General features: G+C 67.3%; 25 protein-coding genes and 1 riboswitch. Of the genes, 14 read left to right on the forward strand and 11 right to left on the reverse strand.

Features of this window, described 5'->3' with window-relative positions; translation table 11 throughout:
* Positions 1-106: 106 nt before the first annotated feature.
* The gene (locus tag B5F70_RS02530; protein WP_087203993.1) at positions 107-394 is read left to right on the forward strand and encodes a type II toxin-antitoxin system RelB/DinJ family antitoxin; all 288 of its coding nucleotides are present in this window, start codon (positions 107-109) and stop codon (positions 392-394) included.
* Entirely contained in the window at positions 387-884 is a 498-nt protein-coding gene (locus tag B5F70_RS02535; protein ID WP_087203994.1) for a PIN domain-containing protein, read from the forward strand. Before B5F70_RS02530 ends, B5F70_RS02535 begins: the two co-directional genes overlap by 8 nt.
* Here the strand turns inward: B5F70_RS02535 and B5F70_RS02540 are convergent.
* Complete coding sequence (locus tag B5F70_RS02540; RefSeq protein ID WP_087203995.1) at positions 878-1,528, reverse strand: lactate utilization protein; 651 nt, start codon at positions 1,526-1,528, stop codon at positions 878-880. The two genes, B5F70_RS02535 and B5F70_RS02540, sit on opposite strands and share 7 nt — an antisense overlap.
* Before the next feature lie 177 nt (positions 1,529-1,705).
* On the opposite strand from B5F70_RS02540, the gene tgt reads away from it, so the two are divergent.
* Positions 1,706-2,845 (forward strand): tRNA guanosine(34) transglycosylase Tgt, encoded by a 1,140-nt coding sequence (gene tgt / locus B5F70_RS02545; protein ID WP_087203996.1) that lies wholly within the window; start codon positions 1,706-1,708, stop codon positions 2,843-2,845.
* Positions 2,846-2,897: 52 nt separating this feature from the next.
* On the forward strand, positions 2,898-4,373 hold the full coding sequence (locus B5F70_RS02550; protein ID WP_087203997.1) for a DUF2252 domain-containing protein: 1,476 nt from the start codon (positions 2,898-2,900) through the stop codon (positions 4,371-4,373).
* A 127-nt stretch (positions 4,374-4,500) separates the two neighbouring features.
* On the opposite strand, the gene B5F70_RS02555 is transcribed toward B5F70_RS02550, so the two are convergent.
* The 5 genes from B5F70_RS02555 to B5F70_RS02575 form a co-directional block, all read right to left on the reverse strand.
* The gene (locus tag B5F70_RS02555; RefSeq protein ID WP_087203998.1) at positions 4,501-5,268 is read right to left on the reverse strand and encodes a helix-turn-helix transcriptional regulator; all 768 of its coding nucleotides are present in this window, start codon (positions 5,266-5,268) and stop codon (positions 4,501-4,503) included.
* 133 nt (positions 5,269-5,401) lie between these two features.
* Positions 5,402-6,853 (reverse strand): CotH kinase family protein, encoded by a 1,452-nt coding sequence (locus B5F70_RS02560; RefSeq protein WP_158094912.1) that lies wholly within the window; start codon positions 6,851-6,853, stop codon positions 5,402-5,404.
* Between the two features lie 2 nt (positions 6,854-6,855).
* The gene (locus tag B5F70_RS02565; protein WP_087204000.1) at positions 6,856-7,530 is read right to left on the reverse strand and encodes a DUF4956 domain-containing protein; all 675 of its coding nucleotides are present in this window, start codon (positions 7,528-7,530) and stop codon (positions 6,856-6,858) included.
* A gap of 40 nt (positions 7,531-7,570) precedes the next feature.
* Positions 7,571-8,281, reverse strand: a complete 711-nt coding sequence (locus B5F70_RS02570; RefSeq protein ID WP_087204001.1) for a polyphosphate polymerase domain-containing protein — start codon at positions 8,279-8,281, stop codon at positions 7,571-7,573.
* Positions 8,282-8,299: 18 nt separating this feature from the next.
* Positions 8,300-9,148, reverse strand: a complete 849-nt coding sequence (locus tag B5F70_RS02575) for a hypothetical protein (protein ID WP_087204002.1) — start codon at positions 9,146-9,148, stop codon at positions 8,300-8,302.
* Between the two features lie 379 nt (positions 9,149-9,527).
* Here B5F70_RS02575 and B5F70_RS02580 point away from each other — a divergent pair, with 379 nt between their 5' ends.
* Positions 9,528-10,280: a TIGR00730 family Rossman fold protein gene (locus B5F70_RS02580; RefSeq protein WP_143753908.1), complete on the forward strand. Its 753-nt coding sequence runs from the start codon at positions 9,528-9,530 to the stop codon at positions 10,278-10,280.
* Positions 10,281-10,466: 186 nt separating this feature from the next.
* Positions 10,467-11,456 (forward strand): TIGR02452 family protein, encoded by a 990-nt coding sequence (locus tag B5F70_RS02585; protein WP_087204004.1) that lies wholly within the window; start codon positions 10,467-10,469, stop codon positions 11,454-11,456.
* A gap of 132 nt (positions 11,457-11,588) precedes the next feature.
* On the opposite strand, the gene B5F70_RS02590 is transcribed toward B5F70_RS02585, so the two are convergent.
* The 4 genes from B5F70_RS02590 to B5F70_RS02605 form a co-directional block, all read right to left on the reverse strand.
* Positions 11,589-12,179 (reverse strand): DUF308 domain-containing protein, encoded by a 591-nt coding sequence (locus B5F70_RS02590; protein ID WP_087204005.1) that lies wholly within the window; start codon positions 12,177-12,179, stop codon positions 11,589-11,591.
* Between the two features lie 230 nt (positions 12,180-12,409).
* Complete coding sequence (gene thiD, locus B5F70_RS02595; protein WP_087204006.1) at positions 12,410-13,231, reverse strand: bifunctional hydroxymethylpyrimidine kinase/phosphomethylpyrimidine kinase; 822 nt, start codon at positions 13,229-13,231, stop codon at positions 12,410-12,412.
* 138 nt (positions 13,232-13,369) lie between these two features.
* A complete protein-coding gene (gene thiC, locus B5F70_RS02600) occupies positions 13,370-14,725 on the reverse strand; it encodes a phosphomethylpyrimidine synthase ThiC (RefSeq protein ID WP_087204007.1) in 1,356 nt (451 codons plus the stop codon).
* Positions 14,715-14,831: riboswitch (TPP riboswitch) on the reverse strand. It overlaps the preceding gene by 11 nt.
* A 205-nt stretch (positions 14,832-15,036) precedes the next feature.
* Complete coding sequence (locus B5F70_RS02605; RefSeq protein WP_087204008.1) at positions 15,037-15,825, reverse strand: HAD family hydrolase; 789 nt, start codon at positions 15,823-15,825, stop codon at positions 15,037-15,039.
* A gap of 466 nt (positions 15,826-16,291) precedes the next feature.
* On the opposite strand from B5F70_RS02605, the gene rpsA reads away from it, so the two are divergent.
* The 7 genes from rpsA (at position 16,292) to pstB (ending at position 23,699) form a co-directional block, all read left to right on the forward strand.
* Positions 16,292-17,455, forward strand: a complete 1,164-nt coding sequence (gene rpsA, locus B5F70_RS02610; protein ID WP_087204009.1) for a 30S ribosomal protein S1 — start codon at positions 16,292-16,294, stop codon at positions 17,453-17,455.
* An 80-nt stretch (positions 17,456-17,535) separates the two neighbouring features.
* Positions 17,536-18,219, forward strand: coding sequence for an HAD hydrolase-like protein (locus B5F70_RS02615; RefSeq protein ID WP_087204010.1), 684 nt, complete (start codon positions 17,536-17,538; stop codon positions 18,217-18,219).
* A 46-nt stretch (positions 18,220-18,265) separates the two neighbouring features.
* Positions 18,266-19,684 (forward strand): Sapep family Mn(2+)-dependent dipeptidase, encoded by a 1,419-nt coding sequence (locus B5F70_RS02620; protein WP_087204011.1) that lies wholly within the window; start codon positions 18,266-18,268, stop codon positions 19,682-19,684.
* Between the two features lie 335 nt (positions 19,685-20,019).
* On the forward strand, positions 20,020-20,952 hold the full coding sequence (locus B5F70_RS02625; RefSeq protein ID WP_087204012.1) for a phosphate ABC transporter substrate-binding protein: 933 nt from the start codon (positions 20,020-20,022) through the stop codon (positions 20,950-20,952).
* A 53-nt stretch (positions 20,953-21,005) separates the two neighbouring features.
* A complete protein-coding gene (gene pstC / locus B5F70_RS02630; RefSeq protein ID WP_087204013.1) occupies positions 21,006-21,917 on the forward strand; it encodes a phosphate ABC transporter permease subunit PstC in 912 nt (303 codons plus the stop codon).
* On the forward strand, positions 21,910-22,866 hold the full coding sequence (gene pstA / locus B5F70_RS02635) for a phosphate ABC transporter permease PstA (protein WP_241145879.1): 957 nt from the start codon (positions 21,910-21,912) through the stop codon (positions 22,864-22,866). The genes pstC and pstA overlap by 8 nt, the downstream gene beginning before the upstream one ends.
* Positions 22,863-23,699 (forward strand): phosphate ABC transporter ATP-binding protein PstB, encoded by an 837-nt coding sequence (gene pstB / locus B5F70_RS02640; protein WP_087204014.1) that lies wholly within the window; start codon positions 22,863-22,865, stop codon positions 23,697-23,699. The genes pstA and pstB overlap by 4 nt, the downstream gene beginning before the upstream one ends.
* Positions 23,700-23,860: 161 nt before the next feature.
* Here the strand turns inward: pstB and B5F70_RS02645 are convergent, their stop codons facing one another.
* On the reverse strand, positions 23,861-25,684 hold the full coding sequence (locus B5F70_RS02645) for an ABC-F family ATP-binding cassette domain-containing protein (RefSeq protein WP_087204015.1): 1,824 nt from the start codon (positions 25,682-25,684) through the stop codon (positions 23,861-23,863).
* A gap of 173 nt (positions 25,685-25,857) precedes the next feature.
* Here B5F70_RS02645 and B5F70_RS02650 point away from each other — a divergent pair, with 173 nt between their 5' ends.
* Positions 25,858-26,625, forward strand: coding sequence for a Cof-type HAD-IIB family hydrolase (locus B5F70_RS02650; RefSeq protein ID WP_087204016.1), 768 nt, complete (start codon positions 25,858-25,860; stop codon positions 26,623-26,625).
* The last annotated feature ends 162 nt before the right edge of the window (positions 26,626-26,787 follow it).

A 26,787-nucleotide genomic window follows, 5' to 3' on the forward strand; every position in this document is an offset into this window, starting at 1 on the left:
ACGGCAGCTTGCGGCGTCGCGTCAAAAGGCTTTGACATTGTCAAAATGGGGGACATAGCTCCCATTCACCTTCTGTATACTTGTATACAGAAGGGAAGTGGTCGGTATGGCGACATCGGTTGTGTCCGGAAGGGTGGACGATACGGTGCGGGCGCGGGCGGACGCGGTTATTCGCGCGGCGGGTTTTTCTGTGGCGGATGTAATCCGAGTCGTATGGGAGAACATTGCGCGCACGGGCGTTGTTCCCGCCGCGGAAGATGTCGCGCAAGATTCTCCGGCCACTGATCCATGGGACGCGTTCATGGCGTTCCGCTCGGCGCTTCCCGAGTCCCCGTGGCTAGTGACGCTCTCTGACCAAGAGATGAAAGACGTGATTGCGAGCAGGTATGAGTAGGCGGGATGGGTTTCGCATCCTGCTTGATACGAACATCATTTTGGATGCGGTGTGTCCCGCCCGCCCTCAGTCAAAGGAGGCTTGCCTCGTTCTCAGACGATGCAGTAGCGAGGGTGACATGGGGTTTGTGACCTCGGGCTCGCTCAAAGATGCCTACTATGTCCTGTCCAAGCAATATGGGGAGCCTGCTGCGCGTGCAGCGGTGCACCACCTAATGGGCCTTCTGATAGTTGCTCCCACGAGTACAGAAGACTGCCTCATGTCGCTTGAGTCCAATGAACCGGACTTTGAGGACGGGCTCATTCGTGCTTGTGCGGAACTGAACGACATGGATTTCATCATCACGCGGGATGAAGCGGCCTTTCGCAAGTCAAAGGTCCGCGCCGTAGACTGCGCGGAGTTCCTTTCTATCTGCGACGAGGCTGATGCCGATTTGCTCGCGAGGCTTGGATTCAGCCCTAACGCCCTTGTGCAGAACGACGCTCAGTAGCCGAGTTCCTCGCCAATAAGGACGACCTTGATACGGCCGGGGTGGCGCGAATGGCGCGTGACCACGACGTTGCAGCACATGCACTTGCGTGCGTGGCAGTCGATGCAGGCGCCCGTGAGCTCACAGGGCGTGCTCGTGTGAAGCCGCTCGGCGTTGAGCGGGCAGACGGTGGTGTGGATGCGTTTGATGCCGGCGTCCACGTCTGCCACGATCTTGTTCATTCCTACCAGCACCACCACGTGCTCGGGCCCGTGCAGAAGAAGCGAGCAGCGGTCGGAGTTGCCGTCGATATTCACGAGCTCGCCGTTTAAGGTGAGGGCGTTGGCGCTCATGAAGAACCAGTCCGCCGTGGTGCGCGCCTGCCACATGGCGCGCTTCTCGTCAGCGGTGGTCGCGCGCGTGCGGTCGAGCATGCGGTAGGTGCTCGCACGGACAAGTGCGGCCTTCATGCCCGATTCGGTAAAGGTCTCGCTGCCACCCCAGGTGATCGAATCGCCATCGTGCAGCCACGGGCGGACGATGTCGATGGCGTCTGCGCGCGATGCGGCCCAATAGCCCTCCATGTTGTTGCGCTCAAGTTTCTTAATGACGACCTTCGCCGTCTTTTTCCACGATGCAAGGGTCGTGCTGGTGCGCTCTGCCATACCTGCTCCCTCCGGGGTCGCGCAACGCCCGGAGGGTGGGCGGCCCGTAGTTGCGATAGGTGCATATAGGCATATCCTACCCAGCTCGCTATACTGGAATGCCAATCAAACCGGTAAACGGGCCAGCGGCAGGATGCAAGCCGGCACGCGGCAACCCTGCCATCTTGAGAGGAACCCATGGACCAGTTGCTTTTCCGCTACGACGTTATCGCCGAGGACCCCGAGACCCACGCGCGCGCGGGTGTGCTTCACACGCCGCACGGCGATATCGAGACCCCCATCTTCATGCCTGTGGGAACCAAGGCCACGGTCAAGGGCATCCCGTGGGAGACGGTGCACGACCTCGGTGCGCAGATCGTGCTCTCCAACACCTACCATCTCGCCATGCGCCCTGGGGCTGACCTCATCGCCGAGATGGGCGGCCTGCACGCGTTCATGAACTGGCACCACCCGATCCTCACCGATTCGGGCGGGTTCCAGGTATTCAGCCACGGAGACGCGGTCAAGCTTTCCAACGAGGGCGTACGCTTCATTGCTACCGACTACGACGGCAGCCATGTCTTCTGGACGCCTGAGGACAACATGGCCATCGCCCAGAAGCTGGGAAGCGACATCTGCATGCAGCTCGACCAGTGCATCGGCTATCCTGCCGAGCGCCGCGACGTGGAGCGCGCCATGGATTTGTCGAGCCGCTGGGCGGAGCGCTGCTATAAGGCGCATACCCGCCCCGACCAGGCGCTCTTTGGCATCGTGCAGGGCGGCATGCATCTTGATTTGCGCGTACGCTCGCTCGAGCGTCTGGAGGAGATGGGCGACTTCCCGGGCTACGGCATCGGCGGCTATTCGGTGGGCGAGGACCACGAGACCATGTTCGAGTCGCTCGAGCCGCTCGCTGCCGAGTACATGCCGCGCACCAAGCCGCGCTACCTCATGGGGGTGGGCAACCCCACCACGCTCGTGCGCGGCGTGGCCTGCGGCATCGACATGTTCGACTGCGTGCTGCCCACGCGCACGGGCCGCATGGGGTCGGCCTTCAGCCACGAGGGGCGCCTGAACTTCCGCAACGCGCGCTTCGCCAAGGATCCGGGCCCCATCGATCCTGCGTGCACCTGCCCCGTCTGCACGGGCGGTTACAGTCGGGCGCATATCCGCCACATGGTGACGCAGCACGAGATGCTCGGCGGCATCTTGCTTTCGATGCACAACATCTACTTCCTGCTGAACCTTATGCGCGAGGCGCGTGCCGCCATCATCGAGGGCCGCTACGGCGCCTTTGTGCGCGCGTGGATGGATTCTCCCGCGGCCAACGACTACTGATCGACGCGGCGGGAGCCGGCGGCTCCCGCCGCCCCGAGCGGGGAGGAACACGATGGAGCTTACGGGCGCGCAGCAAAAACCTCGGGTCTCGCCGGACCGGCGCGAGCGCGGGACGCGCGAGGAGCGCATGGCGCGCGGTCGGGAGGCTGCCGGCGCGTGCCCGGTCGCGGGGCTTGCGGCCTGGAGGCCCGAGGCGGCCCGCGCGGGCGCCGTGGCGCTTCTCGAGGAGCAGTCGGCGACGCGGGTGGCCGAGCTCATCCCCATCCGGTACGCGCGCATGAGTGCCTCTGCCTTCGCCTTCTTTCGCGGGTCTGCCATCATACAGGCGGCGGACCTCGCCTGCCGTCCGGTGTCGGGCATCGAGGTGCAGGCGGTGGGCGACGCGCACATCGCCAACTTCGGCATGTTTTTGAGCCCCACCCGGCACCTCGTCTTCGATATCAACGATTTTGACGAGACGGCCCCCGGACCCTGGGAATGGGATATCTGCCGGCTCGTCTCCAGCGTGGAGATCTGCGGGCGCGAGCGCGGCTTCTCGCGGCACGACCGGCGCGCCGCGGTGCGCGCGTGCGCGAAGGCCTACGCGCGTGCGATGATGGAGTTTGCCGAGATGGGCGAGCTCGACGTGTGGTATGCGCACCTCGATCTCGATCAGGTGGTCGCGCGCTTTGAGGACGAGATGAGCGGCAGGCAGAGCCGCACGCTCCGCCGCGCCATGAGCAAGGCGCGCGCCAAGACGAGCGCCCGCGCCGTCGAGAAGCTCGCGCGCCTCGAGGGCGGGCGCCTGCGCTTCGAGATGCGCCCGCCCGAGCTCGTGCCGCTCTCGGAGCACCACGGCTACCGCGACACGGTGGAGCTCTCCCGCGCGCTCGTGGAGCTCATGGGCCGGTACTTCGACAGCCTCCCGTACGATCGGCGCTTCCTTTTGAACCGCTACCGCTATCAGGACGCCGCGCAGAAGGTGGTGGGCGTGGGGAGCGTCGGCACGCGCGCGTGGGCGGTGCTGCTTGCGGGCAAGGATGCCGACGACCCGCTGGTCATGCAGGTAAAAGAGGCCCAGCAATCCGTGGTCGAGCGCTTCTGGCGGCCCAGCGGCTTCGCGCACGCGGGGGAGCGCGTGGTGCAGGGGCAGCGGCTCATCCAATCGACGAGCGATATCCTGCTGGGCTGGACGAGCGTCGAGAACCCCCTCGGCGAGCGGCGCGACTACTACGTGCGGCAGCTGTGGAACGGCAAGGGCTCGATCGACCTCGAGGACATTGGCGAGGAGGGGCTGCGCTCGACGGCGCGCCTTTGCGCTTGGGCGCTCGCGCACGCGCATGCGCGCACGGGCGACAGCGTGGCCATCGCGGCGTATCTGGGGCTCGGTCTTCCCAAGAAGGACGCGCACGAAGCCGAGGGCGCCTTTGCCGACGCGCTCGCGGACTTTGCGGACGCCTACGCCGATCAGAACGAGGAGGATTACCGCCTCTTCTGCGAGAAGATAGCCGCCGGCGAGCTCCCGTGCGCCGCCGTGCCGGGCGCGTAGGCCGGGTTTGGAAATCTAGTGCCTAGTTGCGGCGGCATCTCGCAGGTAGGCGTCTTTTGTGGCAAGCGCCCTACCTGCATGTTTGATGGGACGACGCCATCGGTCTACTCGCCGGGGGCGCTCTCAACTATTCCCTAGATTGTCCCGTCCGCGCATTTCGCGCGTTTGAGCGCTCCCATGTGTAGGGAATCGTCCCGATGAGGAGCATGAACGCGGGCGCGATGAGGCTCGACGCGTCCGTCTGGCCGCGTGCGATGCCGATGCCGCTGCCGAGGGCGTACATGAGCGCGGAGAGCGCGAACCAGAGCGTCCAGAACCAGCGTGACGTGAAGCGCAGGGCCCGATCCCCCCAGCTGCCGGGGTGCGTCGAGGCGAGGCTCGCGAAGTCGATCATCTGCCGCACGGTCGCGAGTCCCTCGCGGCGGGCGATGCACCAGAGCCAGATCCCGCCGACGACGCATATCCCGAGACGGAAGGCGGCGAAGCCCGTGCTCGAGGCGGGCGCGGGGCCACCGATGGCGGCGCCGTCGATCGCCATGGCGATGAACTGCAGGGCGAGCACGATGCCGGCGACCGTGCAGAGCTCGCGCCGCGCGGCGAGGGCGCGGTCGCGCGCGGCGGGGCCCGGGGAGGTCAGGAGCGCGTCGGCGGTGGTGTTGAGCGCCCGTGCGATGTCGCGCAGGGAGAGCGCATCGGGGATGGTGCGCGCGCACTCCCAGTTGGATACGGTCTGACGCGTCACGCCGAGCGCGCGGGCGAGGGCGTCCTGGCTGAGTCCGCACGTCTGGCGCCGCGCCTTGATGCGCGCGGCGATGTCTTGGGACAGGGGCGCGATGCGCGGCGCCGTGCGCCGGGCATCGCCGGGGACGGGGCTGGTGCGGTGCGGTGCGTCCATGGTTCGCTCGCAATCGTCGGGTGCGTTTCCCCCATCGTACCCGTTTGTTTGGCCCCGACCGTGCAAAACATGTTTGACACGGTCGCTACGCAGGGGAAACGATGGTTGCCGGAGGAGCGCCGGGCGCGAGCGGCTAGCGGTCGAGGTCGGCGAGCTCGCCCAAGTCGGCGAGGTCGAGGCCGCCCGCGTCTACGAGCGTGCCCGGCGCGGCGGCCTGACCCGCCTGCGTGGTGGGGATCGCCCCCGAGAGCTGTCCCGCGATGCTCTCGGCCCTGAGGGAGCAAAACGTCTCGAGCGCGTCGACGCCTGCAAGCCATTCGTCATAGGTCACATAGGCGGTCGGGTCGGGCGCCACGTAGGGCGCGATGAGCTCGCGGGCGCGCCCGACGGTCCTCGCGAGCCTGCCCGCCCCCACAAAGCCATCGACGAGTTCCTGCAGGTAGGCATGGTACCGGGCACGGTAGCCGTCACGCTCCATGAGGCGGCTGAAGAGCGGGCGCCTGGCAAGGATGTCTGCCGCCGCCGGTTCGTCGATGGGGAGGTTGACGTAGGTGCCCGCGTCGTCCGCGAGCTCCGGGCGGCCGAGGGCATAGGTTCCAAAGGCGAGGTTGTAATCCCAAGGGAGCATCTGGATGCGCCCCTCGTCCTCATACAGTAGGTAATTGTGACCCGTGTGGCCGAGGTAGCTGTCGAGGTTCGCCACGAATACCTGCGCTGCGAAGTAGCGAAGCGTAGCGTCCACATCGACGGCGGCCTCGACCTCGCCCGCGTCGAGCAGCCTGAGCGCGCGGATGAGCCGCGCCTCGGCCCCGGCGTCGACGGGGGTGAGGGCCTCGTCGAAGATGCCAGGGTAGCGCGCAGGGTCATCACCCAGGTAGCAGAGCGCGACGTCGGCGTTCTCAGCTTCAAGCGAGCGGTAGTCCGGCTTGTAGAGCACGCCGTGGGACGGTCCCCATATGCGCCGCGCAAAGGCGTCCTCGGGTTCCTCAATGGCGAGGTAGAGGCCGATGCGCGTGCCGTTTGCGCGCACCTCGGTAAAGCTCGTCGCCGGTGCGGGCACGCCGAGGTGGCGCATGAGGGCGAACGCGAGAGGGGTCTTGAGGTAGCTGTTGTCCTGAAACGAGGCGTCGAGCGAGAGCTTGTCGAGCCCGTGGTACGTGAGGCCTGCGCGGTAGTGGTCGAATTCGATCTTCATGCTGAAACGCGTGAGACCCCGGCGGGTCACGTGGGAAAGGGAGTTGTTGCCCTTGGCGCGCAGCCCCACGCCCTCGAGGCGCTCGCCGTCGATGACCGCATCGACCTCGACGTATTCCTCCGCGCTGGCGTTTGCCAGAAAGGCGTCCCAGTCGGCGACGGCAAGGTCGATGGTGTGGACGCGCTCGGCGGTAAAGAGCCGCTCGAGATAGCCCGTGTTGCGCGCGGGTCGGACGATGCCGGCTGCCCCGGCGGCGGCGAGCGCCGCGGTGAGGCCGAGGCCCGCGGCGAGGGCGAGAAACGCCGCGCGATCGAGCGCGCGCTCGCGGGGCCGGGCGGCGCCTCCCGGGCGGGGGCGGGCGCTTTGGGCGCCGGGGCTGTCGCGGTCCACCGTCAACCCTGGTAGTCGCCGTTGTAGGACACAAGCAGCGCCTCGGTCACCGCGGGCAGCGCGTCGAGCGCGGCCACGATGTCGGTCTTGCCGTCTGCGAGGCGCACCTCGTACGTGAGGTCGAGCGCGCCCGCTGCGACCTGCTTAGCCTTGAGGCTCTGGGCGCGCGTGCCCGCCTGGATGAGCGCGGTTACCTCCGCCTCGTCCGCATCGGCACCGCAGCGCACGACGAGAAGGTAGGGTCGGTCGTTGGCGGCGCGCCCCGTGAGCAGGAGCAGCGCGAGTCCGATGAAGATGCAGCCAAAGATCGCGAGGAACAGAAGCCCTGCGGCGAGCACGATGCCCGTGGCGATGCACCAGAACAGAAAGACGATGTCGAGCGGCTCTTTGACCGGCGTGCGGAAGCGCACGATGGAGAGCGCACCCACCATGCCGAGCGAGAGCAGCACGTTGCTCGAGACCGCGAGGATGACGAGCGTCGTCACGAGCGTGATCACCACGAGGCAGACCCCAAAGGTCGAGGAGTAGAGGATGCCGGTGGTGGTCCTGCGGTAGATGAGGAAGATGAAGAGGCCGAGCGCGCCGGCGAGCACCATCGCCACGATCATGTCGATGAGGGGGACGGCGGTCATGCGGTCGAGAAAGGCGGAGGTGAAGATGTCGTTGAAGGTGGTCATGGATAATCCTCAGGGTCGGGGGCGCTGGCAGGGCGGGCGTCTACTCGAGGCGGCGGGCGAGGGCGTACTTGGACCATGCCGTGCGGGCTGTGCCCGGCCGGACGGCGTCGGCGACCCACGCGGGCAGGAAGGCGTCGTACTTCACCTCGACGACGGCCTCGCCGGGTGCGACGGGTACGAGTAGGTGCGCCGGGTCGAACAGGGCATCCGGGTGCGGGTGGGCGCGCACGTCTGTGTCGAGCGTGATGCGGGCGTTGCCCGCGCGGTGGAGATAGGCCTCACGCTCGTAGACGACGACGGTGCGCGCGACGAGGGGCTCGGCTGCCGTGAGGGCGCAGAACTCGGCGAGCACGGGGTCGAGCGGGCTGTCGGGAGGGTTGAGCGCCGCCATGAGGGAGGCCTCGGTGGGGCCCGGTGCGGCGAGCACGTAGGCCTGCTCGGGCGTGAGCGCCGCCTTCGCCTTGGTTCCCAGGCCCGCGCGCTTCATCTTCTTCTCGAGCACGAAGGCGCGGGGTGCGTCGTCGGCGCCATCCGTGTACGTTCGCAGCCGCCATTTGGCGCGCCGGGAATAGCCCTCGTGGCCGGCGCGGAGCGCGCCGTCTGCCGGCGTGTCGAAATAGAGGCTCCTCACGGTGTAGCGGCCGTCCGCTCCGGCGTGCGGGTCGCGGGGGAGCAGCGCGCCGAGGCGCCGTGAGAGCACGAGCGCCTCGGTGGCGGGAACCGCGAACTTGAGCTCATGGCGCGGGGTCATCGGCGTGCGGGTTCCGCGCTAGTCATCGTAGCCGGAGTAGCCCGAGGCGCTGTCGTATCCGGAGTTGCTGTCGTAGCCGGAGTAGCCCGAGTTGCCGCCGGATGGGGCAGGGGCAGGCGTGGGCGCCGGGGTGTGCGTGGCGCCGCCGGACGTGGTGCCCGTCGTCGCGGGTGCCGAGCTCGCGGGCGCCGATGCGGCGGGCGCCGAGGTAGCAGGTGCGCTCGCGGCGGGCTCGACGTAGTCGGTCACGCCGTCGTTCAGCGCGCCGTAGTCGGAGTCGTAGTAGTCGGTCACGCCGTCGTTGTCGGGGCCGTAGTCGGTGTCACCGTAATCGGTCCAGCCGTAGTTGCTCGCCCCGGTGACCGTCATGGGCGCCGTGAGGTTCTGGCTCACCACGTAGGACTGCGAATCATGCACGATGTTGCGCAAGAAGTCGCTTGAGGGCAGGCTCGAGCCCTGCTCGACCTCGAGGCCGATGGCGTTTGTGCCCGCACCCTCGATCTCCTCCACAAAGTAGCCGGCCTCGCGGATCTTGGTGACGAGCGCCTGCACGGCGGCGCGGCACTCCTGCCCCTCATAGGAGGCGAGGTCGAGCGCCATTGCGCGGGCGTCGTCGTTGAGCTCCTCGACGCCCACGACCTTGCCCTGGGCATCGTAGTGAATGGCGAACTCGGGGTTCACGCGCAGGATGAGGGTGCCGCCGCCCTCGGGATAGGGCAGCTGCTCCTCGGTGACGGCCGTGGCGTCCGCGGAGGCGGCCGGTGCGGCGATGAGGCCCGTGCCCTGCGCGAGGGCGAAGCCGGCGCCGCCTCCCACAATCAAAGCGAGCAGCGTGGCGAGCAGGACGGTTAAGTTCTTGTTCGTCATGGTGGTCCCCTAGGTCCGGATAAAGCGTCGAGGCGGAGTGCCTCCTTGTCGATCGGCTCCCCGCGTGCGGGAGTCGGTCGCCCGGAAGGGGAGCCTGACACTCTTGTACCATGCCGCCGCCGGCATATTGACGAAAACGCCGTAAGTGTTATGTAAGGTGCGGCGCTCATTCTGTAAGGTTCGCGTAAGGTGTGCGTTCGCCGGGCGAAAGCGACCGTTTGCCGATTTGGCAAGCGGGCACGAGCGCGCGGCTGCGGGCATCCGGCGCGGTCGCTGAGGGTGCGGAGGGCGGCGCCCGTGGGTACCATGAGGGCAACGCATGCGCCGCGCGCGGACGCAAGGTCCTCGGCGCGGCAGGTTTCGACAGGAGGGCTCGCCCATGGCAGACAACGACACCCACGAGGCGGGGGAGCGCACCTACTACCGCGGTCCCGTGATGATGCGCGGCCGCATGATCCCCACCGACAACACCTACGCCAACCTGCTCGCCCCGGAGAAATCGACCGACTGGCTGCACATGGACCCCTGGCGGGTGCTGCGGATCCAGGCGGAGTTCGTGGACGGCTTCGGCGCGCTCGCCGAGGTGGGCCCCGCGGTCGTCATCTTCGGCTCGGCGCGCACGCAGCCGGACGACCCCATGTACGCGGCCGCGCGCGAGACGGGGCGGCTTCTTGCCGAGCGGGGAGTTGCCACCATGACGGGCGGCGGCCCCGGCATCATGGAGGCGGCCAACCGCGGCGCGGCGGAGGCGGACGGCACCTCCATCGGTCTGGGGATCGAGCTCCCGCACGAGCAGGAGCTCAACCGCTGGGTCAACCTCGGCATGACCTTCCGCTACTTCTTCGTCCGCAAGACCATGTTCGTCAAGTACTCGGACGGCGCCATCGTCTTCCCGGGCGGCTTCGGCACGCTCGACGAGCTCTTCGAGCTCCTCACCCTCGTTCAGACGCACAAGGTCGCCCGCACGCCGGTGGTGCTTATGGGGTCCGACTACTGGCGGGGGCTCTTCGATTGGATCGACGGGGTGCTCCGCGGCGAGGGTATGATCTCTGAGCTCGACCCCAAGCTCGTGCATATTACCGATGAGGTCGCCGAGGCCGTCGCGCTCGCCACGAGCGGCATCGGGCGGTAGGCGCGCGGCCGGGCGCTCGCGCGGCAGGCCGCCATGGCGCCGGCGCTCACGCCGCCGCGGCCGTTGCGGAGGGCGGCGCGCCGCGGGCGACGGTGCCTTGGCCAAAGGCCGATTTCTCGGTCGGATGCCGGGCGGTTTGGCCTACGATGGATGCCGAACGCGATACCGACGGCGAAAGGTGAGGCTATGGCTGACGAAAGAAGCGGACGGCGACAGGGCGGCAGGCAGAACCCGCGGCGCGAGGGGCGCGCCCGCGCGGCTGAGCGGCATACGGCCGAGGTCGCCGAGCGTCTGGCGAAAGACATCGAGCGCTCGCTCGGCGGGGTCAAGCACTATGACGGCGCGCCCAAGGTGAAGGCGCCGGCCGCGCCCGTCACCGAGGAGCCGGCTGAGGAAGCGGCGCCCGAGACGGCCGCGCCCGCGTTGCCCCAGGTGAGCGTCGTCGACGCCGATTCCGTGGCGGCCGTGCTCGAGAACGGTCGCGGGTACGCGCAGTTCTGCGACCTCGCGCTCCTCGACTTCGCGAGCTTCGTCAACCCGGGCGGCGGCTATATCCGCGGCGCCTGGGCGCAGGAGGAGGCGCTCTGCGCGGAGTCGTACCTCTACAACGTGCTCGATGAGCAGCGCGCGTGGTACCAGGAGAACCGCCGCCGCAACATCAACTGCGAGCTCTACCGCGACCGCGCGCTCGTCGTGCCGGCCGTGCGCTTCGAGCGGAGCAAGATGCACGCCTACGCCGACGTCATCGTCGCCGCGGCGCCCAACGCCCGGCGCGCCCGCGAGGAGTACCACGTGACCGACGAGCAGCTCGAGCGCGCTCTGCGCGACCGGATCCGCCTCGTGCTCGCCATCGTCGACGACTTGGGGCGCGAGAAGGTCGTGCTCGGCGCATGGGGCTGCGGCGTCTTTGGATGGGATGCCGAGCAGGTGGCCGAGGCCTTCCGCCAAGAGCTCGCCTCTGGCCGGTGGGGCGTCAAGCAGGTGATCTTCGCCGTGCCGCAGACGCGCTACGACGACAACCTCGCCCAGTTCCGCCATGTTCTCGGCGCCTTCCCCGCTGCGCCGGCGCAAAGCTATGCCGAGGCCTCTGCCAAGGCCGCCCAGGCGCGCGCCGCCGAGGAGGCCGCCCGCGCGGACGACGAGGATGAAGACGACGATTGGCGCAAGTATCTCTAACCTGTCTGCCGCCTAACGGAGAATCGGCGCATCCCCCGTGGTGGAGATGCGCCGATAACAGGGCTTCCATATGCCGATGCCCCCGCGGAGCGGCCGCAACGGTAGGTGGCCGCCCCCGTGCTTGTCCCGCGTTTAGCGGTCGATGCGCTTGATGGCGATGCCCTCGACCGTAAGGGTGATTCCCGCCACGATGAGATAGGCGGCGATGAGGTAGCTCAAGACCACGCTCGAGATGAGCGGCATGAAGATGAACGCGATGCCCAGGATGATGTTGAGTACGCCCGTCGCCGTCCCCATGGACGAGGTGGGGATCTGGTAGTAGCGCATCTGCCGTGCGAACGAGATGCGCTCGACGCCCGTCATGATGAGCATGAACGCCAGCAGGTAGATGATGGACCCGGCGAGCACGCTCGTGGGGAGCATGAAGAGCAGCAGCGCCAGGATGGCGTTGAGGATGCCCGCGGCGAGCTGCGCGCCGTTGCGGAAGAACTCGGGCGTCTGCGCGTAGGTCGCGATCTGCCCGATGCCGTGGACGAGAAGGACCGTCACGATGACGCCCTGCACGAAGGAGTACGTGCTGAGCGGTGCCACCATCGCCGCCACGCCGGCGAGCGCGAGCACGATGCCGAAGACGATCATGCCGGCCTTGGCGCGCCCGGTCATGCGGTTCCACTGTTCGATATAGTCGCTGATGTAATCGTGATCTGCGTCGTACCACTTCATGGTGCAACCTCCATCTGAAAAGCCCCCAGCCGATTGTCCGGTAGGGGCATGGTGTTACTCCATATCTACCCGCGGCAGCGTGGATTAAGCTCCGCGTATGCAAGGGGACCAAAGCTTAAGTCGGCCCTAAGGAAGCGCCGGGCGGTCCCGGGGGAGCGCCGGGTCCGCGTGCCAGCGCCCGTCGCTCCTTTTGGGTATACACAGCTTTCTGATTTGCGTATACAGCGACCCTAATACTGCCACATGTGGTCGAGGGGGCCGGAGCCCTGGCCGAGGTCGAGGCCGGCGGCGAGTGCGCCCGTCAGGTACGTCTTTGCCTGGTTGATGGCGTCCGTGAGGGGCATGCCCTGGGCAAGACCGCAGGCGATGGCGCTCGAGAGGGTGCAGCCGGTGCCATGGGTGTTCGCCGTCTCGATGCGCGTGTGGCGAAACCACGTGGTGTTTGGCCGGGCGGCGGGGTCGGCTGCGGGCTCGGCGAGCACGTCGTTGGCGTCGTTAACGTTGTGGCCGCCTTTGAGGAGAACGGCGCAGCCAAAGCGCCGCACGAGTGCGCAGGCGAGCTCCTCTTGGTCGTGCGCGGTGGATACGGGGTCGTCGACCTCGGCAAGCGCCTGGGCCTCGAGGATGTTGGGTGTGATGACGGTGGCGAGGCCAAAGAGCCTTCCGGTCAGGGCGGCGACGGCGTCCTCGCTGATGAGCCTGGCGCCCGACGTGGCGACCATCACGGGGTCGACGACGACGTTTTTCGCCTGCCAATGGCAGAGCCTGTCGGCGATGGCCTCGATGATGCCCGCCTGCGACACCATGCCAATTTTGACGGCCGCGGGCGGGATGTCCTCGAAGACGGCGTCGATCTGGGCGGCGACGAACTCCGGCGTGGCGTCGAGCACGGAGCGCACGCCCGTGGTGTTCTGCGCGGTGAGCGCGGTGATGGCCGTCTCGGCAAACAGGTGGTGCGCGGCGATGGTTTTGATGTCCGCCTGGATGCCCGCCCCTCCGCTCGAATCGGAGCCGGCGATGGAAAGGACGGCGGGTAGGGTCTTGGTCTGCATGGCTGCCTCGGCAATCTGGCGCTATGCGCCCGAGAGTGGAAACGGGACCGGCCGGCGTGGCCGGTCCCGTTTGTCGTACCCAGCCGAGGCGATGGGCATACATCCGTCGACGGGACGGTGGTGCCGGCCGCGTGCGGCCTACTCGGCGTCGAGGTCGATGGTCGTCCCCTCAAAGATCTTGTTGACGGTGCGGACGGCGCACATCTTGCCGCACATGGTGCAGGTGCCCTCGGTGGACGCGGGGGACGCCTCGTAGCGCGCCTTGGACGTCACGGGGTCGAGCGCGTACCGCCACATCTCGTCCCAGGCGAGGCGGCGCCGCGCGTCGCCCATGCGGTCGTCGGCCTCGCGCGCACCGGGCACGCCCTTGGCGATGTCGGCGGCGTGGGCGGCGATGCGCGTGGCGATAAGGCCGTCGAGCACGTCTTTGGCGTCGGGCAGGCACAGGTGCTCGGCAGGCGTCACGTAGCAGAGGAAGTCCGCGCCCGCGCTCGCCGAGATGGCGCCGCCGATAGCTGCGGTGATGTGGTCGTAGCCCACGCCGAGGTCCGTCACGAGCGGGCCCAGTACGTAGTAGGGGGCGCCATGGCAGAGGCTCTTCTCAAGACGGACGTTCGCCTCGATCTCGTTGATGGGCATGTGGCCCGGCCCCTCAATCATCACCTGCACGCCGGCGTCCCAGGCACGGCGGGTGAGCTTGCCGAGCTCGATCATCTCGGCCGTCTCGGCGGCGTCGTTGGCGTCGAAGAGGCAGCCCGGCCGGCAGGAGTCGCCGAGCGAGATCGTGACGTCGAACTCGTGGCAGATCTTGAGGACCTCGTCGTAGAACTCGAAGAACGGGTTCTCGTTGCCCGTGACCTCCATCCAGCCGAAGAGGAGCGACCCGCCGCGACTGACGATGTTCATGAGGCGGCCGGTCTCCTTGAACGTCTTGATGACGGAGCGGTTGATGCCGCAGTGGATGGTGAGGAAGTCGACGCCGTCCTCGGCGTGCGCGCGCACGGTGGCGAGCAGGTCCTCGGCCGTGAGCTTGACGAGCGGCTTTTCCATATAGCCGATGGCGTCGTACATGGGGACGGTTCCCACCATGAGCGGGGTCTTCTGGACGAGCTCCTGGCGGAAGAACCTGGTCTTGCCGGAGTTGGAGAGGTCCATGATGGCGTCTGCCCCAAACTTCTCCGCGGTGGCGACCTTCTCCCACTCCACGTCGGCGTTTGCCACGTCGCCGGAGATGCCGAGGTTCACGTTCACCTTGGTGGAGAGCCCCGCACCCACGCCGCGAGGCTCGAGGCCCTGGGCGAGATGGCGGATGTTCGCCGGGATGGCGATGCGTCCGGCGGCGACGCCCTCGCGGATGAACTCGGGGTCGCGATGCTCGCGGGCGGCCACGGCGCGCATGGCGTCGGTTATGATGCCCGCGCGCGCGAAATCAAGCTGGGTCACCGGCGCGCCGGCGGTGGTGGGGGTCGAGTCGGTATGCGATGATGCGGTCATGTTAACTCCCTCCGTTGGCATTACCCACATCAGGTTCCTCGGGTCGGGGCGGGCGCGCCCCCTCTCAGCCTGCCGTCCTGCCCTGCAAGCTCCCCGTATGTCGGCGCGGATGTCCGCGCTGCTTAGATTATAGCCTCTGGCACCGGTAGGCTATAGCCCCGTGGTCCCGCGGAGATGACGGCGGTCCTGCCGCGTGCCGCCCGGCCATATACAGCGGCGTCTCACGGAGCCATTCGCTTGCGCGATGCTGCCGCGCCGCCTATTACTAACCCCCTATGGACAAAAACCTCCGCGATTTTTGTCCAAGGGGCTCAGTGCCCGACGGACGTGTCCTGCACGATGTCGAGGAGGCGTCGCTCGGCGTATGCGGCAAAGCGCTCCTCCACCTCGTCAAATGACCGTGCGAACTCCTCCATGGAGCCCGCCCAAGTCGCGCGCACGGGGCGGCGGCCGTGGCCCACGTAGGCGGTTTGGATGCCGCAGTCCGGGGTGGGGAAGTCGCGCTTGGGGTCGTTGCCCACCATGAGGATCTCCTCGGGGGCGAAGCCCAGGGTCTCGGCGCAAGCGAGGTAATAGGTGGGACTCGGCTTCACGCGGGTGGTGTTCTCCATATAGGTGACGAGCTTGAACGGGATGTCGGTCAGGCTGCCCCATCCCATGCGGGTGCGGATGCAAGCCTCGCTGAAGCTCGGGTTGGTGAGGAGCGCCACGGTATAGCCGCGGTCGAGCGCCCGATCGACGGCCTCGAGCGCGCCGGGGCGCGGGCGCGCCGCGATGATCGCGTCGTTTCTGCCGGGGAGGACCTCGCGCTCGTAATAGGTGAAGGCGTCCGCCACCACGGGGTCGGCGAGGGCGACGCCGCAGCGCCGCTCGATCTCCGCGTCGAAGAAGGCGCGGTTGGTGCGCGTGTCGTCGTCGGACCGGGAGTTGTTGTTGAGGTCGAGCATGACGCCCGTGAGCGAGGCGAACGTCGCGAGCGGGTTCTTGCGTCCCACGTCGGCCAAAAGCGTCGCCTCGTCTTTGGCGAACACGGCGATAAACGCGCTCAGGTTGATGCTGAGCAGCGTGTCGTCCATATCGAATGCGATGCACTTGAGCACGGGGGCACCTCCTCGCTGGTAGAACCGGGTTTTGGGGCGACGCGGACGGGTCGGCCGCCGGGTCGCGTATGGGTGGGTGTACCCAGAGGCGGCGGATAATGCGCCGGGGCGCGCGCATCGACACGCCAAGCACATGACCGCCGAGAGAAACGGGCGGGGAGCGGGCTTGCCGACGATGCCGCCTGCGGCGCCGGGCGTCCCGTGGACGCGCGACCGTCCGCCGTCTGAGGGGGACCGTCTACCGCGCGGATGCGCGAATTTTCGCACCGAAGGTAAATTTGCGCAAGTCATTCTTGAAAAACCGGCGGCAACAACGTATTCTTTACTTCCGTGAGTTTCTATCGAAGCTCACGTCCGTATCTGTCGGCCCCCGAGTGTTCCCAACCGGTGGGTGACGGCCCCGAGCGGGTCGGCTCCTGTCGTAGGTCTAGCGGTCGGGGCCCCGTACATCGAAAGGGGTCCACCTTTGAGTGAGATTCAGAACGCGTCCATCTTCTCTCTTGACGATGTGAATGAAGAGGAGATGAACAGCCTTATCGACGGTACCATCACCGACTTCGATGAGGGTGATCTTGTCAGCGGCACCGTTGTCAAGATCGAGAAGGACGAGGTCCTCGTTGACATCGGATTCAAGTCCGAGGGCGTCATCCCGGTCCGCGAGCTCTCCATCCGCAAGGACGCTAACCCGGCCGACATCGTCAACCTCGGCGACTCCATCGAGGCCCTCGTCCTTCAGAAGGAGGACAAGGACGGTCGTCTCGTGCTCTCCAAGAAGCGTGCCGAGTACGAGCGCGCCTGGAACCGCATCGAGGAGAAGTTCAACTCCGGCGAGAACGTCGAGGGCGAGGTCATCGAGGTCGTCAAGGGCGGTCTCATCCTCGACATCGGCCTGCGCGGCTTCTTGCCCGCCTCCCTCGTTGACCTGCGCCGCGTGAAGGACCTCAGCTCCTACCTCGGCACCCGCATCGAGGCCCGCGTCATCGAGATGGACCGCAACCGCAACAACGTCGTGCTCTCCCGCCGCGTGGTGCTCGAGGAGTCCCGCAAGGCCGAGCGCACCGAGATCCTCTCCAAGCTCAAGGCCGGCATGCGCCTCAAGGGCACGGTCTCCTCGATCGTGGACTTCGGCGCCTTCGTGGATCTGGGCGGCATCGACGGCCTCATCCACATTTCCGAGCTCTCCTGGAACCACGTCAACCATCCCTCCGAGGTCGTCAAGGTCGGCCAGGAGGTCGAGGTCGAGGTGCTCGACGTCGATCTCAACCGCGAGCGCATCTCGCTCGGCCTCAAGCAGACCACCGAGGATCCGTGGCGTTCGCTCGTCAAGAAGTACCCCGTGGGCGCTATCGTCGAGGGTACCGTCACCAAGCTCGTGCCGTTCGGCGCGTTCGTCGACCTCGGCGAGGGTATCGAGGGCCTCGTGCACATCTCCGAGATGGCCAACAAGCACGTGGACCAGCCCGCTCAGGTCACGCATGTGGGCGCTAAGGTGCAGGTCAAGGTCATGGAGATTGACCTCGACCGTCGTCGCATCTCGCTCTCGATGAAGTCCGCCGCCGAGACCCTCGGCGTGGAGATTGAGGTCGCCCCGCTCGACAAGCCGGAGGAGAAGGCCGAGGACGCCGAGTAAGCGTTCCCGTCATCTCGAGTTTGCCAGGCCCGTCGCTTCTGCGGCGGGCCTTTTGCGTCATGGCAGAAGGAGGAACTGGTATGGTCATCGATACGGTGAGCGCATCTGTTGCGGACCGCCCCGCCGTGCTCTTCGATTTCGATGGGACGCTCGCCAACACCGGCAACGCGGTCGTGACGACGGTGCGCCGCGTGCTGGGCGCGCATGGGTTCACGCCCGAGGAGATGGGCGACCTGCGCCGCTTCATCGGGCCGCCGCTCGTTGACTGCTTTCGCGACACCTGTGGGTTTGCCCAGGCGGAGGCAGAACGCGTCACCGAGGAATACCGTGCGGTCTTCGCCGAGCTCGGTCCCGCCGATTGGCCGCTCATGCCCGGAATGGCCGAGCTCGTGGCGGACCTCGCATCGGCCGGCAAGCGTCTCGCGGTCGCGACGTCGCGCAAGGAGTCGAGCGCGCGGTCCATGGTCGCCGCTCTCGGCCTCACCGAGTTCGAGGCCGTCATCGGCATGAACGAGGCCGCGGGTCGCCACACGAAGGCGGACTCGGTGCGTGACGCCCTAGCTGCCCTCGGCCTCGGGGCGGATGACGCCGTTCTCGTGGGCGATACGGCGCACGATATCCGCGGCGCCCACGCCGAGGGGGTGCCCTGCATCTGCGTCACGTTTGGCGCCGGTGCGACGGCGGATCTCCGTGCGGCGGGGGCCGACGGCATTTGCACGGACGCGCCTGCCCTTCGGGCCGCCCTGCTGGGATATGATGGATAAACATGCGGATGGCGGTGTCCTGCCGCCGACAAGAGATGGGAGATCCATGGACAAGATGCTCGAATCCAAGATCGATGCCTACATCGACGAGGTATGGGACGATGTCATCCGCGACATCGAGGCGCTCGTCGCCCACCCCTCGGTGTCCGATGCGTCGAAGGCGCAGCCCGGCGCTCCCTTTGGCCCCGAGGTTCGTGCCGCGCTCGACGAGGCCCTCGGTATCGCCCGCAGGCTCGGATACGAGACGGGCGAGGACGAGGGCTACATCGGTTGGGGAGACCTTGCCGGTGAGGAGTCGGCGCAGGTCGCGACGATCGCCCACATCGATGTGGTCCCGGCGGGCCCCGGCTGGACGGGCGATCCCTTTACCGTGCGCCATCGCGAGGGCTGGCTCATCGGCCGCGGCGTCTCCGACGACAAGGGGCCTGCCGTGCTCTCGCTCTATGCGGGCGCGTTCTTCAAGCACGAGGGCATCACCCCGCGGTACGCGTTCCGCGCGCTTCTGGGCTGCGACGAGGAAGTCGGCATGACCGACGTCCATCATTATCTCGAGACGCATGAGAACCCGGCCTTCCTTTTTACGCCGGACGCCGAGTTCCCGCTCTGCAACGCCGAGAAGGGCCTCTTTGGCTGCACGTTTGCGAGCGCGCCCATCGAGGGCGGCCTCATTCTCTCTTGGTCGGGCGCCGAGGCGACGAACGCCATCCCGAGCGAGTCCGTCGTGGAGCTCGCCATCGACGCCGCCGAGCTGCCCCAGCCCCGGGCGCACGCCGACCGCCTCACCATCGAGGCCGTGCGGCCCGGCGTGGCGCGCGTGACGGCGCACGGCATCGGCGGGCACGCCGCCATGCCCGAGGGCACGCTTAACGCGGTCGGCCTCATCGTCGGCTACCTGCGCGAGCTCACGGGCGTGCTTGCGGCGGGGGAGGAGCGCTTCCTCGAGCTTCTCGCGCTCGTGCACGACGGTACGGACGGCGCCGCCATGGGCATCGCGAGCGCGGACGAGGCCTTCGGCCCCCTCACCTCCAATGCCGGCGTCATCGCCGTCGTAGACGGGCGCATCACCCAGTCGCTCGACTGCCGCTGCCCGGCGAGCATCACCGCCGATGAGATCGAGGCGACGCTCTGCGAGCTCGCCTCCCGCTATGGCGCCACGGTCGAGGACGTCTCAACCAAGGTGCCGTTCTCGGTCGACGCCGCGCACCCCGCCGTCCAGACGCTCATCGACGTCTACCGCGAGGTGACGGGCGATACCGAGGCGAAGCCCTTCTCCATGGGGGGAGGAACGTACGCGCGCAACTTCGCCTGCGCGGTCTCCTTCGGTCCCGAGGAGCCCATGGCGAACGCCCCGGCATGGGTCGGCCCCATGCACGGGCCCGACGAGGGTGCGAGCGAGGCGGCGCTGCGCCGTGCGCTCAAGATCTACATTCTGGCGCTCGTGCGCTTGCAGGAGATCGACCTGTAGACGGGCGGCGAGCCGGCGCGCGGGCGCCGCACCCGTCTCGCGGACGGTGCGCGACGCTCCGCGCGGTGCCTTGCCGGTGTGTTTCAAGCGCGCGTCATGAGGGAGGGGTCATTTGTAAACCCTCCGTAAACCTGACGTAGCGAAGCAGTAACGTTTGATAAGAGGTGCGTAATGGCTCGCCTGCGAGCCGTGGCGCACCTCTTTTGTGGGCGTAACCTTCCTAATCGAAGTTCGAGCGGGCCGTATGTGACCAAAGGTCGGGTGCGGCAGCATGCGCATGCGAAAGCCTCTCATGCGCTCCGCCGAAAGCCATCGTGTTCTTTGGAAGGAGAACCATGCTCGCATTTGATTGCTCTCGTCGTCAGTTCCTCGGCCTCGCCGGTGGCGTGGCCGCCTTCGCCGGCCTCGGCCTCGCCGGCTGCGGTTCTGAGCCCGCTGCCACGGGTTCCGCCGCGGGCGATGCCGCCGCCAGCCTCTCCGGCTCCGTGACCTACGACGGCGCCTCCTCGTTCCAGGCCCTCGTCGAGGCTGCCGCCGAGCAGTTCATGACCGAGAACCCCGATGTCTCCATCACCGGTTCCGGCAACGGTTCGGGCACCGGCCTTACCGCTGTCGCCGACGGCACCGTGAACATCGGCAACTCCGACGTCTTCGCCGAGACCAAGCTCGAGGCCGACCAGTGCGAGACCCTCGTCGACCATGAGGTCGCCGTCGTGGGCATGGGCCCCGTGGTCTCCATGAACGTCACCGTCGACGACCTCACCCTGGAGCAGCTCGCCGGCATCTTCTCCGGCGAGATCACCAACTGGTCCGAGGTCGGCGGCGAGGACGCCGAGATCCATGTCCTCAACCGCAAGGCCGGCTCCGGCACCCGCGCCACCTTCGAGGCCGCCGTCTTCGGCGCCGATGTGCCCGACTTCGCCGGCGAGGCCGAGCTCGATAAGTCCGGCGACGTTCAGACCCAGATGGGCTCCACCGACAACGCCATCTCCTATCTCGACTTCTCGCACTTCGACGAGGAGAGCTTCAAGGCCATCAAGGTCAACGGCGTCGAGCCGACGTCCGAGAACGTCGCGGACAACTCCTTCCCCATCTGGGCCACCGAGCACATGTACTGCCAGGAGGACGCCGACGAGGTCACCAAGGCGTTCCTCGAGTACATGCTTTCCGATGCCGTCCAGGGCTCGCTCGTTGAGGAGCAGGGCTTCATCCCCGTGTCCTCGATGACCGTCGTGAAGGACGCCGAGGGTAACGTCACCGAGAAGTAATCTCGCTTCGAAGCGACTGTACGCCTGTACTAAAACTGTTCGAAAGGTGCGCCATGGCAAAGCAAATGCCAAAACGCAACCTTGAGAAGGTCGGCTTGAGTGTCACGGGCGCCTGCGTAGCGCTCGTGACACTTGTCGTAGTGGCGCTTATCTTCATGGTTGCGCAGCGCGGTCTCTCCACCTTCTTCAAGGATGGCGTTAGTGTCCTAGAGTTCTTCACCGGTACCAAGTGGAACCTCGCCCAGACCAACGAGGCGACCGGCCTTCCCTTTACCGGCGCCCTGCCGCTCATCATCACGTCGTTTGCGGTAACGATCTTCTCCACCGTCATCGCCGTGCCGATCGCCATCGGCGCCGCCATCTACGTGGTCGAGATCTCGCCCAAGTTCGGCCAGAAGTACTTCCAGCCGCTCATCGAGCTGCTCGTGGGCATCCCCTCGGTCGTCTTCGGCCTCATCGGCTTCCACGTGATCGTGCGCGCGGTGCGCGTGATCTTTAACGTCGAGCTCGGACTCGGTATCCTGCCGGGCTCCATCGTGCTCGCCCTCATGATCTTGCCGACCATCACCACGCTCGCCATCGACGCCCTGCGCGCCGTGCCGCAGAGCTACCGCGAGGGCTCGCTCGCGCTCGGCTACACCCGCTGGCAGACCATCTGGCACGTGGTGCTCAAGTCCGCCACCCCCTCGCTCATGACCGCGGTCATCCTCGGCATGACGCGCGCCTTCGGCGAGACGCTCGCCGTCCGCATGGTCATCGGCGGCGTCGAGAACATGCCTGCCGGCCTCATCGACTCTGCGTCCACCATCACCACCACGCTCACGACCTCTATGGCCGTGTACGCGACGGGTTCGGTCCAAAACGACGCCCTGTGGACGCTCGGCCTGCTCCTCATGGGCATGTCGCTCATCTTCATCCTGATCATCCACCTCATCGGCGCAAAGGGGGCGAAGGCTCGTGGCTAACACAACGGTCGCTCAGGCGACGTCCGGCGGCGCGCACGCGCCGGCGCAGGACGCGCGCATCCGCCGCGCCATGCGCAACGACAAGATCGCGACGGGCGTGCTCGGTGCCATCGTCGCCATCGTGATGGCTATCGTCGTGGCGATGGTCGTCTACATCCTCTTCCAGGGTGTGGGGCAGCTGTTCCAGCCCGGCTTCCTCACCGAGGCCAGCCGTTCCAACGGTACCGAGGGCGGTATCGCCTATCAGCTGTTCGATTCGTTCTACCTGCTGATCCTCACGCTCATCATCTCGCTGCCGATCTCGCTGTTCGGCGCGGTCTTTCTGGTGGAGTACGCACCCGAGGGCCCGGTGACCAAGATCGCATCGACCGCTATCGAGACGCTGTCCTCGCTGCCGTCGATCGTCGTAGGCATGTTCGGCTTCCTCATGTTCTCCGTCAACTTCGGGTGGGGCTACTCGCTCATCTCGGGCGCCATCGCGCTCACCATGTTCAACATCCCCATCTTGACGCGCGTCATCACCCAGGCGCTTGAGGACGTGCCGGCGAGCCAGCGCGATGCCTGCCTCGCCATGGGCCTCACCCGGTGGGAGACGACGCTCCACGTCCTCATCCCCGCGGCCATGCCCGCCATCGTGACGGGCGTCGTGCTCTCGGCCGGCCGCGTGTTTGGTGAGGCGGCGGCGCTGCTCTTCACCTCCGGCATGTCGAGCCCGGCGCGCCTGAACTTCCTGTCGCTCAACTTCTCGAGCCCCACGTGCGCCTGGAACATCTTCCGTCCCGGCGAATCGCTCGCCGTGCACATCTACAAGATCTACGGCGAGGGCAGCCCCGAGGCGCAGCACATCGTCTGGGGCACCGCCGCAGTGCTGATGATTTGCGTGCTTCTGTTCAACGTGCTTTCCCGTATCGCCGGTAAGGCCCTCGCGAGGAGGATGACGGCCGAATGAGTAACACCACCGATGCGTTTCTCGCGAGTGTTGACTCGAGCGAGCGCGCGCCCCGCGTGACGGGCCGGGCGATCTCTGACGAGGTCATGCTCGAGACGCACGACGTCAACGTCTACTACGGCGACAACCATGCCCTGCACGACACGTCGCTTAAGTTCCACACGGGCGAGATCACGGCCCTCATCGGCCCGTCCGGCTGCGGCAAGTCCACGTTTCTGCGCTCGCTGAACCTCATGAACCGCGAGATTAAGGGCTGCCGCGTCACGGGCGAGATCGTCTACGAGGGCCGCAACATCAACACCAAGACCGAGAACCTCTACGAGCTGCGCCGCTCCATCGGCATGGTGTTCCAGCAGCCGAACCCGTTCCACAAGTCCATCCGCGAGAACATCACGTTCGCGCCCAAGCGCCACGGCCTCAAGGACAAGGACGCCCTCGACCAGCTCGTGGAGGAGAGCCTCCGCGGCGCGGCGCTGTGGGACGAGGTCAAGGACAAGCTGGATGAGAGCGCCTTCGCCCTCTCCGGCGGCCAGCAGCAGCGCCTCTGCATCGCGCGCACGCTCGCCATGCATCCGGACGTCATCCTGTTTGACGAGCCCTGCTCGGCGCTCGACCCCATCTCGACCCTCGCCATCGAGGACCTCATGCTCTCCATCGTGGAGAACCGCGCGATCGTGATCGTGACGCACAACATGGAGCAGGCGTCGCGCGTGTCGAACCGCACCGCCTTCTTCTACATGGGCGACATGGTCGAGTACGGCGAGACGGAGCAGATCTTCCAGCGCCCGAACGACAAGCGCCTGAACGACTATCTGACGGGCATGTTCTCGTAGCTGCCGCCGGTATCGGCTACGGCGCCCCTCTGCCGGGGCGCATCAACGCGGTATCGCCGCTCGTGCGCGAGCGTGCATTCCTTCCAGAAAAAGGGCGACCCTTGCGAGCGGGTCGCCCTTTTGCGTTGTCCGGGTGCACGGCTCGCCTTTGGCTCGGTGCGCTAGCCCTCGAGCTGTTCGGATACCTCGAGCCACTGCGTCTCGAGCTCGTCCACGGCCTCACGCGCCGCGGCGATTTTTACCTGCTGATCCTGCAGGGCCTGATAATCGGTGGGGTCTACCTCGTCCATCGCTGCCTCGAGCTCCTCGGCGCGCGTGCGCGCGGTGGCGATGCGCCTCTCGAGCGAGGCCACCTCGCGACGGAGGCGCTGGCGTTCGGCGTTGCTGAGGCCGGAGGAGGGTCCGGCGGGCGCGGCGTCTGCGGAAGGCTCGCTTGCGGGCGCGACGCCGCCCGTCGTGCCGCCCTGGGCGCCCTTGGCGCGGGCTGCCTCAACCAGGCGCAGGTACTCGTCCACCCCGCCCGGCACGTGGCGGAGGTGCCCGTCGATTAGGGCGTACTGCGAATCGGTCACGCGCTCCATCAGGTAGCGGTCGTGGGTGACGAGGATGAGCGTGCCCGGCCACCCGTCGAGCAGGTCCTCGACGATCGCGAGCATATCCGTGTCGAGGTCGTTGCCCGGCTCGTCCAAGATGAGGACGTTGGGCTCGTCGAGAATGGTGAGCAGCAGCATGAGGCGGCGGCGCTGACCGCCGGAGAGGTCGGCGATGCGGCTCCAGAGCTGCTGGGTCGTGAAGCCGAGCCGCTCGAGGAGCTTCTCGGGGCTCGTCTCCTTGCCGTCGATCAGGTAGGAGCGCTTGTAGTGCGACAGCACCTCGCGGATGGTGCTGTCGAGATACGGCGTGAGCTCGTCGAGCTGCTGCGAGAGCACGCCGAAGCGCACCGTCTGGCCGATTTTGACGCGGCCGGCGGTGGGGGCGAGCTTGCCCTGGATGACGTCGATCATGGTCGATTTGCCCGCGCCGTTCTCGCCGAGCAGGCCGAAGCGGTCGCCCGCGCCGATGAGCCAGGTGACGTCCTCGAGGACCGGATGGTCGGGGTAGCCGGCGTCCACGTCGATCACGTCGATCACCTGCTTGCCGAGGCGCGCGACGGCGAGGCGCTTGAGCTCGAGGTCGTTGCGCAGCGGCGGCACGTCGGCGATGAGCGCGCGGGCCGCCTCGACCCTGAACTTCGGCTTGGTGCTGCGCGCCTGGGCGCCGCGGGAGAGCCAGGCGAGCTCCTTGCGCGCCATGTTGCGCCGGCGCTCCTCGGCCACCTGGGCGAGACGGTCGCGCTCGACGCGCTGCAGGATGTAGGCTGAGTAGCCGCCCTCGAAGGGCTCGACGGCGCGGTCGTGCACCTCCCACATGGACAGGCAGACCTCGTCCAAGAACCAGCGGTCGTGGGTGACGACGAGAAGCGCGCCCGCACCGGCCTGCCAGCGGGTCTTCAGGTGGTGCGCGAGCCAGTTGATGGAGCGCATATCCAGGTGGTTGGTGGGCTCGTCGAGCATGAGGACGTCCCAGTCGCCGATGAGCAGGCGGGCGAGGTCGACGCGGCGGCGCTGACCGCCGGATAGCGACCCGACCGTCGCCTCCCACGGCACGTCGGAGATCAGCCCGTCGAGGATGCTGCGGATGCGCGGCGAGGCCGCCCATTCGTAAGCGGGCATGTCGCCCACGACGGCCGTGTGGACCGTCTGCGCGTCGTCGAGGGCATCGCGCTGGCCGAGGAGGCCCACGGCGAGGTCGCGGCGGTGCGTGACGCGCCCCTCGTCGGGCTCGAGGGCTCCGGCGAGAAGCGCCAGCAGGGTGGACTTGCCGTCGCCGTTCTTGCCGACGATGCCGATGCGGTCGCCCTCGTCCACGCCGAGGGTGACGTCATGAAAGACCTGTTTGGTGGGAAAATCGAGCGTGAGCGCGTCGCAGCCGAGCAAGATCGCCATGGGTGTCCCTTCCGTTTGTGTCTGAGATATCCTAGCACGTGCGGGCGGCGGTGCCGGGCGGCGCGGCGGGCGGGGCCCATGCTACACTGTCGGGGGATTTCTGCCGCCACGCGGCGCGATGGCGCGCGCCGGGTGGCCGAGGGGCGGCGCGTGCGCGCCGAGGGAGGATGACTATGATCAAAGCGGCGTTTTTCGATATCGACGGTACGCTCCTGAGTTTTGAGACGCACGCCATGCCGCCCTCGACCGTGCGCGCCCTCGCGGCGCTGCGCGCCCAGGGGATCCGCTGCGTCATCTCGTCGGGGCGCCCCACCTATCAGCTGCCGCCGGAGCTCCGCGAGGGCTTTGACGCGTACGTCACCCTAAACGGCCAGCTCTGCTATGACGCGGAGGGCACCTATCGCAGCTGCCCCATCGCCGAGGCCGATGTGCGCGCCATCGTCGGCCAGGTGGAGGAGGGTGTCTTTGACGCCCTCGTCCTCCAGCGCGAGCGCTCGTTTGTCAACGCGCTCACCCCGCGGGTGCAGGCGGTGGCGCGCCAGGCGAACCTCGTGTACGAGCCCGATGACATCGCGCGCGCCTTCGACGCGCCCGTCTACCAGTTCTGCGTCTTCGTCGAGCCGGGGGAGGAGGGCGTCTTTCTCGACAAGACGACCTCCGTCGCGGCGACGCGCTGGACCAACCTCTTCTGCGACGTGGTCCCGCGCGAGGGCGGCAAGGCCTTCGGTGTGGAGGCGACGCTCGCGCGCTTTGGGCTGGGGCCCGAGGAGGCGGTGGCCTTTGGCGACGGCGAGAACGACCTCAGCATGTTTGGCGCCGTGGGGACGAGCGTGGCGATGGGGAACGCGTGGGACAGCGTGAAGGAGCGCGCGACGCACGTGACGACCGGCGTTGACGACGACGGCATCTGGAACGCCTGCCGCGCACTCGGTCTGATCTAGGGGCAGGGGCGCCGGCGTCCCGCGCGTTCGCGCATCGCCTGCCCGCGAGGGGACGGCGTCCGCCCGCGAGGGGAGAGAAGCACCAGATTGGATGCCTGGGCCCTGAGGGGACAAAAGCGGCCGATGGGCGTCCGGGTCGCTGCGGGGACAACGTGGGCGGAT

The organism is Collinsella sp. An268 (genome assembly GCF_002159765.1).
Lineage (GTDB): Bacteria > Actinomycetota > Coriobacteriia > Coriobacteriales > Coriobacteriaceae > Coprousia.